Annotated in this window: 14 protein-coding genes; 7 read left to right on the top strand and 7 right to left on the bottom strand. The window is 62.9% G+C overall.

The window, feature by feature from the left end:
• Window positions 1–22: 22 nt before the first annotated feature.
• From JQ641_RS04615 to JQ641_RS04605, 3 genes are all read right to left on the bottom strand, one after another.
• On the bottom strand, window positions 23–727 hold the full coding sequence (locus JQ641_RS04615) for a hypothetical protein (RefSeq protein ID WP_211994633.1): 705 nt from the start codon (window positions 725–727) through the stop codon (window positions 23–25).
• 63 nt (window positions 728–790) lie between these two features.
• Complete coding sequence (locus JQ641_RS04610) at window positions 791–1,582, bottom strand: hypothetical protein (protein WP_211994632.1); 792 nt, start codon at window positions 1,580–1,582, stop codon at window positions 791–793.
• Window positions 1,579–2,253: a hypothetical protein gene (locus JQ641_RS04605; RefSeq protein ID WP_211994631.1), complete on the bottom strand. Its 675-nt coding sequence runs from the start codon at window positions 2,251–2,253 to the stop codon at window positions 1,579–1,581. Before JQ641_RS04605 ends, JQ641_RS04610 begins: the two co-directional genes overlap by 4 nt.
• A 267-nt stretch (window positions 2,254–2,520) precedes the next feature.
• On the opposite strand from JQ641_RS04605, the gene JQ641_RS38415 reads away from it, so the two are divergent.
• Complete coding sequence (locus tag JQ641_RS38415) at window positions 2,521–2,646, top strand: hypothetical protein (protein ID WP_283815164.1); 126 nt, start codon at window positions 2,521–2,523, stop codon at window positions 2,644–2,646.
• Between the two features lie 249 nt (window positions 2,647–2,895).
• On the top strand, window positions 2,896–4,053 hold the full coding sequence (gene rnd, locus JQ641_RS04600) for a ribonuclease D (protein ID WP_211994630.1): 1,158 nt from the start codon (window positions 2,896–2,898) through the stop codon (window positions 4,051–4,053).
• Between the two features lie 154 nt (window positions 4,054–4,207).
• Here rnd and JQ641_RS04595 read toward each other — a convergent pair whose 3' ends face one another.
• Window positions 4,208–5,347 carry an autotransporter outer membrane beta-barrel domain-containing protein gene (locus tag JQ641_RS04595; protein ID WP_211994629.1) on the bottom strand — a complete coding sequence of 380 codons (1,140 nt, stop codon included), beginning with the start codon at window positions 5,345–5,347 and terminating at the stop codon, window positions 4,208–4,210.
• Window positions 5,348–5,545: 198 nt separating this feature from the next.
• On the bottom strand, window positions 5,546–6,598 hold the full coding sequence (locus JQ641_RS04590; RefSeq protein ID WP_211994628.1) for an AraC family transcriptional regulator: 1,053 nt from the start codon (window positions 6,596–6,598) through the stop codon (window positions 5,546–5,548).
• Between the two features lie 249 nt (window positions 6,599–6,847).
• On the opposite strand from JQ641_RS04590, the gene JQ641_RS04585 reads away from it, so the two are divergent.
• A complete protein-coding gene (locus tag JQ641_RS04585; RefSeq protein WP_211994627.1) occupies window positions 6,848–8,086 on the top strand; it encodes an adhesin in 1,239 nt (412 codons plus the stop codon).
• 136 nt (window positions 8,087–8,222) lie between these two features.
• The gene (locus JQ641_RS04580) at window positions 8,223–8,552 is read left to right on the top strand and encodes a hypothetical protein (protein WP_211994626.1); all 330 of its coding nucleotides are present in this window, start codon (window positions 8,223–8,225) and stop codon (window positions 8,550–8,552) included.
• 12 nt (window positions 8,553–8,564) lie between these two features.
• On the opposite strand, the gene purN is transcribed toward JQ641_RS04580, so the two are convergent.
• A complete protein-coding gene (gene purN, locus JQ641_RS04575; RefSeq protein WP_211994625.1) occupies window positions 8,565–9,215 on the bottom strand; it encodes a phosphoribosylglycinamide formyltransferase in 651 nt (216 codons plus the stop codon).
• 4 nt (window positions 9,216–9,219) lie between these two features.
• Entirely contained in the window at window positions 9,220–10,305 is a 1,086-nt protein-coding gene (purM, locus tag JQ641_RS04570) for a phosphoribosylformylglycinamidine cyclo-ligase (protein WP_211994624.1), read from the bottom strand.
• Window positions 10,306–10,473: 168 nt separating this feature from the next.
• Here purM and JQ641_RS04565 point away from each other — a divergent pair, with 168 nt between their 5' ends.
• From JQ641_RS04565 to JQ641_RS04555, 3 genes are all read left to right on the top strand, one after another.
• Complete coding sequence (locus JQ641_RS04565) at window positions 10,474–11,016, top strand: CDP-alcohol phosphatidyltransferase family protein (RefSeq protein ID WP_192740702.1); 543 nt, start codon at window positions 10,474–10,476, stop codon at window positions 11,014–11,016.
• An 89-nt stretch (window positions 11,017–11,105) separates the two neighbouring features.
• Window positions 11,106–11,783 carry a P-loop NTPase family protein gene (locus JQ641_RS04560; protein ID WP_211994623.1) on the top strand — a complete coding sequence of 226 codons (678 nt, stop codon included), beginning with the start codon at window positions 11,106–11,108 and terminating at the stop codon, window positions 11,781–11,783.
• A gap of 162 nt (window positions 11,784–11,945) precedes the next feature.
• Entirely contained in the window at window positions 11,946–14,144 is a 2,199-nt protein-coding gene (locus JQ641_RS04555; protein WP_211994622.1) for an RNA degradosome polyphosphate kinase, read from the top strand.
• The last annotated feature ends 16 nt before the right edge of the window (window positions 14,145–14,160 follow it).

The following is a 14,160-nucleotide window of genomic DNA, read 5'->3' as shown; positions in this document are numbered from 1 at the left end:
CGCCAATCGCTGCTTATCGGCATCAATAGCGTCCACTAGTCAGGAGCGTGCCCACCGCGCCCGACGACCCATTCGCACCAAATCCTGCTCCGTAGAGAGATCGCCGAAATGTATCCATGCCCGAACGGTCACCAAGCCATGGCAATTCATCTCTGATCTTGTGAGACATCGGAACGCCGGAAAGGCCGATCTGATTTAGCGGCCAATATCCGGCATCGACGATTTCAATCGTCGCTCGCACCAGCTTTAATCCGTGTCCCGCCGGGGCAACCAATTCCACATTCTTCGGGTCATTCACGTTTCGCAGCCGCACCATGGATGGCACCAGCTCCAACGGGACCTCGCGCCGGCCCTTCAACGCGCCTATGCGGCTGAATTCTTCCGGCCCGACACCGTCGGTCGTAACATCGAAAACAACCGGAATGACGTATTCCGGAGCGGACCTCGGATGCCCTCCCGACGCAAGCAGCGCGAACAAGGCGTCGCGCTCGCCCAGATCGACCCAAACGGCCTCGCCACGGACCTCCGCAACCATATTCGCGGAAGCCCCCAGGAACTGCGGATTCTTGCGATAGGAGACTTCGCTGACGCTTGAGCCGGTTTTTCGTTCGCCGTTCAATTCCACTTCGAGCGTCAAGCGATATCGTACGGTGACGCTCGGAAACGCCGTCATCCAGAGCACGACAACGCCGGCAATCAGCAAGATCGTAATGACCAGCCCTTTCATTCGGGCGTCCTCCGATTCATTCTGCGCGGCTCACTTCGCCGATTCCGCACCAAGCCGCCATTATCAATCCCTCTTAAAAGCAAGTTCGGGTTCACCCAGGTAAAGATCAGCGGCCCTCAAAGCAGCTTCGGCTGGCCGACCGGGACCGCTCCACCACACCAGCTTTCTTTCGATGCCCTGGGTCACCGGCTCTCCGCCAACCCCAAGCAGCGTTAGCGGCCACGTACCTGCCGGCACAATTTCAATTGTCGCGCTTTGCAATGTGACACCGGCACCGAACACTTTGGTAAAACCATCGGGCTGAACTACACGTGCGGTTTTTGGATCATTCATATCCTCGAACGTCACCAAGGTCGGAATGAGCTTGCCGCGAAGCTCGGCCTTGGTACCCGGAGGCAGCTTTGGCAGCTCCGAGGACGCACCGCGGAACCCGGGCGAAGCTTGCCTCTGCTTCCAGAGCGGTTCAAACGCTTCACCGGGAAGGAAGTGGAGATTGGGATTTTCGCCACGTGCTCCAAGAGTGAGCAGCGCGACGAGATTTTGCGGCTTGCCGTCTCTCGTCGGGCCGAGGTCTACAAAGACAGCCTGGCCTGTGAGATGCGAGTCGCCGGTGCTCTGGCCCAGCGTCGTCCAGGCCGGATAACGCCGGGTTCGGACCTCCATCACGCTCGATCCACTCTTGAGGCCTTCCGGCGTCTCGACACTCAACGTGATTTTGAACCGATACGATGTCGTCGGATAAGACAACGAATAGACCGCGTACATCATTACAATCGCCGCCGCGAAAATTGCCGGCCATTTCCATGCTGCGCGGCTCCGGCGTCCGGTCGACATCAACGAACGTGCCGACTTCACGAGTTTTCCCCCACAAACATATTGTAAATCAGCTGAAATTGCCCTGGCGTTGAGATGACCAACTTTCCTTTCTGAGCGAGCAGCAGCGCCGGGTACCAGGGCAACTTCGTCGCAATATCCACCACGATTGGATCTCTTGTGATTTCGACAAAGGCTTCGGTGAAGCGGGCCGTCGGATCGATAGTATTCCGGACGTTCTCGATCGTTATCTTCTTTGCTGAGTTCGGATCGGCCGGATTCGCAAACCATATCAATCGTGGGAAGTTGGATGGGGCGAGACCGCGACGGCCGGTCAGACGCGGCAGCGCCGGCAACTCCGCGTCGGTGCTTTGGTTGCCAAATGCATTGGCGCAGAACCAAACGGCATCGATCGCGCCGTCAGGTATGGGGAGGATATTTTCGCCGGTACGAAGTGTCGCGACGACAACACCCCGAGACCCCAGGTCGATGACCGCGGCCTGTCCGCCGAGGTACGCGGCGCAACGGCCCAAGCCTGCAATCTTGGGACCGCACTCCCACACCACCTCTATCACGCTCGATCCGGTGTAGACTTTTTCGTCAAGCGAGAGAGAAACCTGGAGGCGGTAGCGATAGGAATAGGTCGGAAAGTTCAGCTTAAAGATCACCACCCCGGTCGCGATGAACGCCAGCAGTATCGCAAGCCACTTCATGCGCAGCCTGCGTCGCCGATGTCGAGCCGCTTCACTCCAACCCCATAAGACCTGCGAGTTACCGTCTGCTGCTCCATCGCCCATACATGGCGCAGCTTCATTGACAAATCGCTTCGCCCCACGGTTGCATATATGCCTGCCCCGTTAACCCCACTTCTTAAGCGCCCGTCCACCATTGCCGGACGGACCCGGCGCTTAACCATTTCGATTAACATCCCCTCAATCCACTCCCGACAATTCTAACGACCGTACTGGGGAGAGATTGCCGTGGACGGGTTTTCGCTGAACCTCTTTGCCATCGAATTCATCGGGCTGATGATGGTAGCGCTCTGCCTCGTCGTGCTCGCGCTGCCCTCGGGGCGCCGGCCGTCGAAACACGCCCGCTACGAGTAATTCTTTCCGGCCGGGCTTCTTTGGCCGGAACCACCGTTTGCAGGGCTCGCCCCAAGCGTGTCCTGCCGCAAAGCGCACGCAGAAAGCGGTGCTTTGCCTCCTATTCCGGGCCAAGAGCCTTTGTCTGACGCGTTTTCTTGACGCGAACCGGCGCCCACTTCGCTGGAAAACGCTCCGAAATTTGCCCAAAGACCCTTGACATACCAGCGCTTTCGGCAGAACGCCTGTCCAAAGCGTCATGGACTGTTCATGGATCTGATTACCACCACTTCCGACCTCGCGGCTGCCTGCGATCGCCTCTCCAAGCACCCGGTCATCACCGTCGACACGGAGTTCCTCCGCGAGACGACCTATTATCCCCTGCTCTGCGTCGTCCAAATGGCGAGCGCGGACGAAGCCGTCGTGATCGACACGCTGGCCGAGGGCATCGACCTCAAGCCGTTCTTCGAATTGATGGGCAATGAGGCGGTCCTGAAGGTGTTCCATGCCGCGCGGCAGGATATCGAGATCGTCTGGCACCAGTCCGGCACCATTCCGCACCCGATCTTCGACACGCAGGTGGCGGCGATGGTGCTCGGCTATGGCGACAGCATCGCCTATGACGCGCTGGTCGAGCGCATCACCGGCCACCGGCCGGACAAGACGCATCGTTTCACCGACTGGTCGCGCCGGCCCCTGACCGCGGACCAGATGCATTACGCGGTCTCCGACGTCACCCATCTGCGCGACGTATTCGCGGCGCTGGACGCCGATTTGAAGAAGCGCGGCCGCAGCGAATGGGTCAGCGAGGAGATGGAAGTCCTGACCTCGCCGAAGACCTATGATTTCCATCCCGAGCGCGCCTGGGAGCGGCTGAAGACGCGGGTGCGCAAGCCCAAGGAATTGGCCGTGCTGATGGAAGTCGCAGCCTGGCGCGAACAGGAGGCCCAGAGCCGCGACGTGCCGCGCAGCCGCGTGATGAAGGACGACGCGGTCGGCGACATCGCCACCCATGCGCCGACCACGCTGGAGCGTCTGGCCAATTTGCGCTCGCTGCCGAAGGGTTTCGACCGCTCCAAATGGGGCAGCGACATCGTCGCCGCCGTACAGCGCGGCATCGCGCGCGATCCTGCGACCTTGCCGAAGCTCGAAAAGCCGCGCGGCAATTCGAATGGCGCTGCGATCGTCGAGCTCCTGAAGGTGCTGCTGCGGATGACCTCGGAGCGTCATGCGGTGGCCAGCAAGGTGATCGCGACCGTCGACGACCTCGAGCAGATCGCGGCCGACGACAAGGCCGATGTCGCCGCGCTGCACGGCTGGCGCCGCGAATTGTTCGGCGAAGCGGCGCTGTCGCTGAAGCACGGCAGGCTGGCGCTCGCGATCGAAAAAGGCCGCGTGGTCAGGGTCGATCGCGATAAGGCGGTTTAAGCGCGCGGCAGCGGGGGCCTCATGGTTCGAGACGCGCTTCGCGCTCCTCACCATGAGGGTTTGATACCTTGTCCGGGGCTCTAAATCTTATCCGAAAATCCAAGCCCTCATCCTGAGGAGGCGCGAAGCACCGTCTCGAAGGATGAAAGCCCCACTACCACTTGAACTCGACGCCGAACGTGCCCTGGTGCGACTGCATCGCGGCGCGGAATTTGGCGTCGTAGTTGATGTAGAGGCGCGCGGTGTTGGTCAGGCTGAGCGAGGCCGAGGCGCCGGCATCCGCGCCGTACTGGCTTTCGCCGATGCCCTGGAAGGTCACGCTCTGGGCGCCGAGGCTGACGGTCGTATCGGAGAAATTCTGCACGACGTTGTTGACGAACTTGCCGTAGGCCGACAGGTCCAGAATCTTCTGGTCGAAGATCCAGTAGTGCCCGACCTCGGCGCCAACCAGCACGCGGAAGCGCTGCACACTCGCCCCCGTTGCCGTCACCGGATCGAGGCCGCCGAACTCCTGGAACGCTCCGGTCTGGGCGCGGACATATTCGACCGCGCCCTTGGGCACGATGCGGTACTGGTCCTTGGACCAGTAATAGCTGATCTCGCTCAGCACGCCGTCGAGCCTGGCGTTGTAGCCGGCGGTCGCGAAACCCAAACCGGTATCGCGGCGCGAATTGATGTTGCCAAAACCGTGCACGATCACGCTGGCCCAGGTCCACGGCCCGGCATCCACGGAGGCGTTGAAGCCGAACTGGGTCAGGTCGATTCCGGCTGACTGGAGCGCCAGCGGCACATCGATGTCGGTGCGGCTCTGGTCGACGGAGAAGCCGACATTGACGCCGGTTGCGATGCGCGCGCCGATGCCGGCGACGCCGCCCCAGGTCTTGCGCTTGTCGCCGACGAAAAACCCGAGCGGACCGTTGTTGGCCGAAATGCCATAGCCCTCGAACCAGGTCCGGTAGCGCGGCGTTTCCGCAGCCTCGGAGGCGCCGCCGCCGCCGGGATTGGTCCGCATCATGCGGCTGAAGCTGCTGGTGGTGCCGAACCGTTCCAGGAAACTGCTGCCGAGATTGGTGATGGTCGCGGTCGACGACACCGCTGAGTTGATCATCTGAGGCGTCGGGGACGGTGTGGGCGTTGGCGTCGGCGAGGCCGTCGGTGTTGGCGTGGGGGTCGGTGTCGGTGTCAGCTGCGCCTGCGCGGAAGACACGCCGAACGCCAGCACGAACGCGATCGCCGCCAGTCGCGCCAAAGCGCGACCGCCCCCGATCCTCTCCGCTCGCGATGCGCAGCGCATCAATATCAGTCCCGAAAAAAGCGCCCGCTCGAAAAATGCGCGACAAGCCGGTCGGCAAGCCCGGATTTGCGCCCAGTTCGTGCGGAGCGTCAATCGCTTACGGGCCTCACCGGGGACTGAATACAAGCCGCTGTTGTTCGGCGGCCACAGTCCTTGGACTGGGGGGCACTGGCCTTGTCCCAGACGGGCGAAATGGAACTAGGCGTCCCCGCCCCCGCTGCCACGATATTGCGCCGGCGAGGCGCCGAAGCGGCGGCGAAAACAACGGTGAAAATACGACACCTCGTTGAAGCCGCAGGCGAACGCGACCTCGTCGATCTTGAGGCGATCGTTGCGGCGATCGGCCAGCATCATGCGTGCCTTTTGCAGGCGCAGCTCCAGGACGCGCGCGGCGAAGGAGTAGTCGGTCTCAAAAAGCAGGTCGTTGACATAGCGGCGCGAGACGCCGAGGGCGCGTGCCACCTGTTCCGATGAAAAGTCCGGATCAGAAAATCCCTTCCTGATCGCGAGGAGAATGTCTTGCAACCGTGCAGCGCGCAGCCCGCGGGTGCGGGCAACTTCAGTCACGTCGCGGCGTGCGCCGAGCGCGAGCGCAAAGAGATCCAGAAAGGTCGTCTCGATGTGCGCATCCAATGGATTGCCGCCATCGTCGTTCGGCTCCTGGATGATGTCGAGATATCGCGCCAGATGCCGGAGCGTCGGATTGTTCAGGTCGAATTGACTGAGAATGAGATCGTCCGGGTCGGCAACCAGTTCAATGAGATTTTGGCGTGCCACTGCGACGGTCGTAGATTTCAACCCGGCCTTGCTTTGACATATGCCTGCGTTGTCTGCGGTATAAAATGTTGCCCCGCCCGGCGCCATGACGCATTCACGGTTCGTCAGCTCGCATCGTATCGATACCGGTTCGCGGGCATGATTGAACGTGAAGGCAAAGAGTTCAGTGGTGTCGTTGGCAATGTGCCGCGGCGTTCGCGCTAACGCATTTATCGCACCGCTGCTGAACCGACTGGCCCTCACGTTGCCGTACTGGGAGAATTGATAGCGCGCCGAAAACACCGGGCCGTTGAGCCTTGAATAGTCGAACGCGCAATAGAGGTCGCTATGAAGCTCTCTCCAGAGCTTGAAGCGACCGTTGTCGTCGAGTTCGGTGGACAAATCATCGGTCGAGAAAACGACTCTGTTCATAATGTTCTTGGGTCCCGCGCGGCTGGCTTCATCATAGGTCAGCGGCCAGAAGATAAAGTTCAACACACAAACATCGCGTGAACATCGATACCGGGCGATCGCTGCGCATCGTGGCGCTCCCCTGAGGTGCCGTTGGCGCCATGCAATTCATGTTTTCCCGTCGCCGCCGCCGCTTTCCTGTGACGCATCCGCAACATCCGATGAAATTGCCCGGCCGGTGCCATCCTGTTCATAACCAATGCCGCCGGGGATACGACGGTTTGCGCTCAGTCGAATAAGCCCTGCGGGAGACCGGAAATTTCAGGGGGATTTATGATCAAGTTTGCAAAGCCTGCGATCCTCGCATTGATCGGCGCCATGGCATTGCCGATCTCGAGCGCGCTGGCCGTCGAGGACGGCGTCACCTACGGCGGCGCCGAGATCAACAACGGAGGCGCCGTCGGTGTTGGCGCGATCGCAGCCAGCGGTTCGGGCGGAGCAGCCGCGAGTGCGAACGGATCCGGCGCGATCGCGGTCGGCGTCGGAGCGTCGGTGGGTGGTGGCGTCAGCGGTGTTGCGATCGGGAGCAGTTCGTCCGCGCTTGGATCCGGCGCCATCGCGATCGGCGCCAATGCGACCAGCACGAGCGGCATCTCGATTGGTGTCAGTGCAAATACAAATCTTGGCAGTAACAGCGTTGCCGTCGGTAACGGCGCCAGCGGGACCGCCATCAGCGCCTCGGCACTTGGCGACAGCGCAGCCGCAAACTTCAATAACGCCACAGCGCTCGGCGCCAACACGGTTGCCGGCGCCCTCAGCGCGACGGCGGTCGGCGGCGGCGCCAATGCCGGGGGTCAACACAGCTCGTCGTTTGGGTACAACAGCGCCGCGTCCGGAACCAACAGCGTGGCCGCCGGCGCCAGCAGTGCCGCATCGGGGGTCAACAGCGCGGCATTTGGCACCAGCGCCAACGCCACGGCGACCGGCGCCGTTGCGGTCGGCGTCAATGCCTCCGCCACCGCCACCAACTCCGTCGCCATCGGCGCCAATTCGACCGCCACCGCCGCCAATACGGTCTCCGTCGGCTCCGCCGGCAATGAGCGGCGCGTCACCAACGTCGCCGCCGGCGTCAGCGCGACGGACGCTGCGAATGTCAGCCAGCTCAACAGCGCGACGGCCAATTTCCAGTCGCAGGCCGCGGGGTTGCAGACCCAAACCAACGGGCTGCAGAGTCAGGCCAACGGATTGCAGACCCAGGTCACCGGCCTGCAAAGTCAGGTCACCGGGCTGCAAACCCAGCTCAATGGCGTGCAAAGCCAGGTCGATGCCAACCGCACCGAAGCGCGCCGCGGCATCGCTGCCAGCGCGGCCCTCGCCCCCGTCGTGATGCCTTCCGCCGCAGGCAAGCTTACGGTATCGGCGACCGGCGGCGCCTATCGGGGCGCCTATGGCGCGGGCTTCGGGCTTGCGTATCGCCTCAACACCCCGGCACCGACCGTGCTGTTCGGCAGCTATTCGAACGGCGGCGGCACCGAACATATCGGCCGTGTCGGCATGGCCGCTGAATTCTGAGCCGCGACACTCAGCGATGCGGCGAAGTCGACGAATACAGGGCCGGCGGCGCGCCCTGTCCACATGGTGCGTGTGTGCGGCAAGCCTTGCGCTGTCGCCGCCGCTTGCGCACGCCCAGCCGGTGGACTGGAGTAAGATGCCGACCATGCAGATCGAGCGGCAGTTCGGAGGGCCGTTGAAAGATACCGTCATCCAGCGATTGCGCGATCCGGTCGACGGCACGGTCTGCATGGTCTACCTGCCGATCAATGCGCCGCACTCACCGCAGCAGACCAGCGGCTATGTGCAATATGGCTCGACCACGATCGGCTCGATCAGCTGTTTTGCAGGCCCCGCCCCCGCACCAGCCGTAGCGGCCGCGCGGCCCAAGCCAGCGCAGCCCGCCAGCGCGCCCCAGCCGCAACCTCCGGCGCCGACCTCGCTTGACCAGCGCTGGCCACCGCCTGCCGCACAGCCTGCGCGTTAGCCGACCGCCGCATCACACCGCGGGCCAAATCAGGGTTCCGTCCGGCGCGGCCTGTCCCGAGACCTTGCAGATATCGCCTTCGAGGCGGACCTTGCCGCTGGCGAGCAGCCGCAGCGCCTCGGGATAGATGCGGTGCTCGATGCCGAGGATGCGCTGCGACAGGGTCTCGGCGGTGTCGCCATCGGCCACCGCGACCGCGCCCTGCATCACAATCGGCCCCGCGTCGGTTTCCGGGATCACGAAATGCACGGTGGCGCCTGAAATCTTCACGCCGGTCGTGAGCGCCTGGCCGTGCGGATCGAGGCCCGGAAAGGACGGCAGCAGCGAGGGGTGGATGTTGAGCATTTTGCCGTACCAGCGTTTGACGAATTCGGCGGTGAACAGCCGCATGAACCCGCCTAGGCAAATCAGCTCGACATTCTTTTCATCAAGCGCCCGCTGCAGCACCGCCTCGAAGCCGGCGCGGTCCTTGCCGAACGGCTTGCTCTCGATGACGGTCGTGGGAATACCGCTCGCAGCAGCCTTTTCCAGGCCGCCGGCGTCGGCGCGGTTGGAAATCACGGTGACGATTTCGGCCGGGAAATCCGCAAGCTTGGCCGCGTCGATCAGCGCGGCCATGTTCGATCCGCGCCCGGAGATCAGAATGGCGACGCGGCGCTTCACGGCGTCACCGCGACAGATCCAGATGACCGTTATAGACCACGCGGTGCTCGCCCCGATCGTCACTTTGCGCCGCGATCACTTCGCCGAGCAGGGCGACGGTCTCGCCGCCCTCGGTGAGGATCTCGGTGACCCTGTCGACCGCATCCGGCTTGACGATCGCGACCATGCCGATGCCGCAGTTGAAGGTGCGCAACAATTCGAGTTCGGCGATGCCGCCCTGCTCGGCCAGCCATTTGAAGACCGGCAATACCGGCAGCCGCGCCAGATCGATGCCGACGCCTAGATGCTTGGGCAGCACGCGCGGAATGTTGTCGGTGAAGCCGCCGCCGGTGATGTGGGCGAGGCCCTTGATGGCCCCGGTTTCGCGGATCGCGCGCAGGCAAGATTTCACATAGAGCCGCGTCGGCGCCAGCAGCGCGCCGCCGAGCGTCATGACGGGCGAGAACGGCGCCGGGGCGTCGAAGCCAAGGCCGGAATTCTCGACGATTTTACGGACCAGAGAGAAGCCGTTGGAATGCACGCCCGAGGACGCCAAGCCGATCACCGCGTCGCCGATCGCAATATCCGGACTCGGCAGCAGCGCGCCGCGTTCGGCCGCCCCCACAGCAAACCCTGCGAGGTCGTAATCGCCGTCCTTGTAGAGGCCGGGCATTTCCGCGGTCTCGCCGCCGATCAGGGCGCAGCCGGACTCCCGGCAGCCCTCGGCGACACCCGCCACGATGGCCGCCGCAGCTTCCGGATCGAGCTTGCCGCAGGCGAAATAGTCGAGGAAGAACAGCGGTTCGGCGCCCTGCACCACGAGGTCGTTGACCGACATCGCCACCAGGTCGATGCCGATTCCGCCATGCAGGCCGGTCTCGATCGCGATCTTGACCTTGGTGCCAACGCCGTCGGTCGCGGCCACCAGCACCGGGTCCGTGAAGCCTGCCGCCTTGAGGTCGAACAGCCCGCCAAAGCCGCCGATTTCGGCGTCGGCGCCGGCGCGGGCGGTGGCACGCACCATCGGCTTGATGAGATCGACGAGGCGATTGCCCGCATCGATATCGACGCCCGAATCGGCGTAAGTGAGCCCGTTTTTGCGGTCGATCATGCTCAATTCCCGTCAGAAGACGGCTGGTTACGAGGATTTCGGCGATCCTGCAATGGCTCGCAAGGACCGGATGCATATACTATGTAGATAACAACCGGCCTGCCCCGCAAAGGGCCGGATCTGTTACGTAATCAGGGCCGGTGGCCAGGTAGCCGGGAAGCGACCGAGTTGAATATTCCGAATATCATTACGCTGGGTCGCATCATCCTGGTGCCCATTATCGTCTGGGCGATCGCCTCGAGGCAGATGGAGATCGCGTTCGCGATCTTCGTGATTGCCGGTGTCAGCGACGCGGTCGACGGTTTCCTCGCCAAGCGCTTCAATATGACCAGCGAGCTCGGCGCCCTGCTCGATCCCCTCGCCGACAAGGCGCTTTTGGTCTCGATCTACGTCTCGCTCGGAATCTGGGGCGCGGTGCCGCTGTGGATCGTGATCCTGGTGGTGTCGCGCGACATCATGATCGTCACCGCCGTGATTGTGTCATGGTTGTTCGACAAGCCTATCCCGATGAAACCCTTGATGGTCTCGAAGCTCAACACGGTGGCGCAGGTGGCGTTCGCCGCCCTGGTGCTGGCGTCGCTCGGCTTCAACTTCAAGCCGACGCCATACGACCTGATCCTGATGGGTTTTGTTACGGTCTTTACTTTGGTTTCCGTCTCCCTCTATCTCGTGGAGTGGGTGCGGCACATGAGTACGATCGAGGCCAAATAGGCCTGCCCCTGAAGCGTTTTGTTTTACGCGTTTTCTTCACGCGAACCGGTACCACTTCGCTTGAAAACGCTATGGTTCCGGAGACTTGCGTGGCAGTTCGCGTTCAACCCCGTCAGCTTGCCTTTGCGCTGCCGCACGCCGAAAGCCTGACCCGCGACAATTTTCTGGAAGGGCCGGCCAATGAGGCGGGCCTGGCGCTGATCGAAAGCTGGCCCGACTGGCCCAACCGCATCATGCTGCTGGTGGGCCCGGAAGGCTCCGGCAAGAGCCACCTCGCCGCGATCTGGGCCGAGCAAGCCGGCGCCCGCTCGACATCCGCACACGCTCTGACGCCCACCGCCGTACCGGGCGCGCTCGCCACGGGGGCGCTGGTGGTCGAGGACCTGAAACCGGGGGATTTCGACGAGCGCGCGATGTTCCACCTGATGAATCTGGGGCGGGAAGACGAAGCCTCCATTCTGATGACGGCGCGGATTGCGCCATCGGCCTTCGAGGTCGAGCTGCGCGATCTGCGGTCGCGGCTGCGCGCGGTGCCGACGGTGCCGCTATTGCCGCCCGACGATTTGCTGTTCCGCGGCCTGATCATCAAATTTTGCGCCGACCGTCAGATGAGCATCGACGAGACGGTCGTGAGCTATCTCGCCAGCCGGATCGAGCGGTCCTATGCGGCCGCGCGCCAGGCCATCGACTTGCTGGATAGCGAGGCGCTGCGGCTCGGCCGGCCGGTGACCCGGGCACTGGCAGCCGAACTGCTCCGCAACGCCTGACGGGCGCTTGCTGCCGCTGCGCGCCATGTCACGCCCCCGCCGCCTTGACGGCGGCGGCCGGCGGAACATCAATGTCATCGAAACGTCATCCAACTATCACATGGTGCGCACGGCATCCGCCTAGATTGGCGCTGCGCTCCAACTGAGATGGATCGAAACTTCATGGACTCGGCACAAGTTGTTGAAATAAAAGAAAAAGACGTAGTTGCCGAAGCCCCGTTGGCGATCGCCACCAGCCCGGAGCGGTTCATCAATCGCGAGCTGTCCTGGCTGCATTTCAATCGCCGGGTGCTCGAGGAAGCCGTCAATCCCGGCCATCCCACGCTGGAGCGGGTCCGGTTCCTGTCGATTTCTGCCAATAACCTTGATGAGTTCTTCATGGTCCGTGTCGCCGGTATCAAGGCACAGGTCCGCGAAGGTATTGCCGAACGCAGCCCGGATGGCCTGACCCCCTCCGAGCAGCTTGTCCGCATCAACCAGACGGTTTCGGAACTCGCCTCCGACCAGCAGGCGATCTGGAGCGATCTGCGCACCATTCTGTCCCAGACCGGCATCATTTTGGTCGACAGCCACGACGTCACCAAGGCCGAGCGGACCTGGATCGAGGATCACTTCCTCCACAACATCTTCCCGCTGCTGACGCCGCTCGCGATCGATCCGGCGCACCCCTTCCCGTTCATCCCGAGCCTTGGTTTCACGATCGCGCTGCATTTGTCGCGGGTGTCCGACGGCAAGCCGATGAACGCGCTGATCCGCATGCCCGGCAAGATCGACCGTTTCATCCGCATGCCCGCGGGCAAGGACGGCGCGGTGCGCCTGATCACGCTGGAACAGGCCACCGGCCTGTTCATCGGCCGCCTGTTCCCCGGCTACACCGTCAAGGGCCAGGGCGCCTTCCGCATCATCCGCGACTCCGAACTGGAAATCGAGGAAGAGGCCGAAGATCTGGTCCGCCTGTTCGAGACCGCGCTGAAGCGGCGGCGGCGCGGATCGGTGATCCGGCTCGAGATCGAAGCCAAAATGCCGGAAGAGCTTCGCGCCTTCGTGCAGCAGGCGCTGTCCACCGCCGATGACGAGATTTTCCTGGTCGACGGCGTGCTGGCGATGAACGAACTGTCGCAACTGACGCGGCTCGACCGGCCCGACCTCGAATTCGTGCCCTATGTGCCGCGCCATCCCGAGCGGGTGCGCGACCATGGTGGCGATATCTTCGCCGCGATCCGGCAAAAGGATCTGGTGGTTCATCACCCCTATGAATCCTTCGACGTCGTCGTGCAATTCCTGCAACAGGCCGCCCGCGACCCCGACGTTGTCGCGATCAAGCAGACGCTCTACCGCACCTCGAACAACTCGCCGATCGTGCGGGCCCTGGCCGAAGCCGCCGAAGCCGGCAAGTCGGTGACCGCCTTGATCGAACTGAAGGCCCGGTTCGACGAGGAAGCCAATATCCGCTGGGCGCGCGACCTCGAACGCGCCGGCGTGCAGGTGGTGTACGGGTTCATCGAACTGAAGACCCACGCCAAATTGTCGATGGTGGTGCGCCGCGAGGGCGGCAACCTCACCACCTATGTCCACACCGGCACCGGCAATTATCACCCGGTCACCGCGCGCATCTATACCGACCTGTCCTACTTCACCTCGGACCCGATCATCGGGCGCGATGCGGCGCGGGTGTTCAACTACATCACCGGCTACGCCGAGCCCAGCGACATCGAGCGCATGGCGGTGTCGCCGCTGACGCTGCGCAACCGCATCATCGAACACATCAAGGGCGAATCCAATTACGCCCGCCACGGCAAGCCCGGCGCGATCTGGATGAAGATGAACTCGCTGGTCGACCCTGATATCATCGATGCGCTGTACGAGGCCTCGCAGGCCGGCGTCGCTATCGAGCTCGTGGTGCGCGGCATCTGCTGCCTGCGGCCCGGACTACCCGGACTTTCCGAGAACATCCGCGTCAAATCCATCATCGGCCGGTTCCTCGAACACGGCCGAATCTACTGCTTCGGCATGGGTCAAGGCCTGCCGAGCACAAAAGCTGCTGTGTATATCTCGTCCGCCGACATGATGCCGCGGAACCTGGACCGCCGCGTCGAGGTGCTCTGCCCGCTGCAAAATCCTACGGTGCATCAGCAGGTTCTCGAACAGATCATGGTCGCGAACCTGAAGGATACCGAGCAAAGCTGGCAATTGTTGCCGGACGGGTCTTCAACGCGTATGAAGGCCGCGAAAGGCGAAGAGCCGTTCAATCTGCACAACTACTTCATGACGAATCCGAGTCTGTCAGGCCGTGGAAAGTCTCTCAAGGAATCTTCGCCGCGCCGCCTCACGCGCCGTAATGAGCGTCAGCATTCGTCCTAGCGAGTTGCGTCATATG

The sequence above is a fragment of the Bradyrhizobium sp. JYMT SZCCT0180 genome, assembly GCF_018130165.1.
GTDB lineage: Bacteria > Pseudomonadota > Alphaproteobacteria > Rhizobiales > Xanthobacteraceae > Bradyrhizobium.
This window is presented reverse-complemented; position numbering and strand designations above follow the sequence as displayed.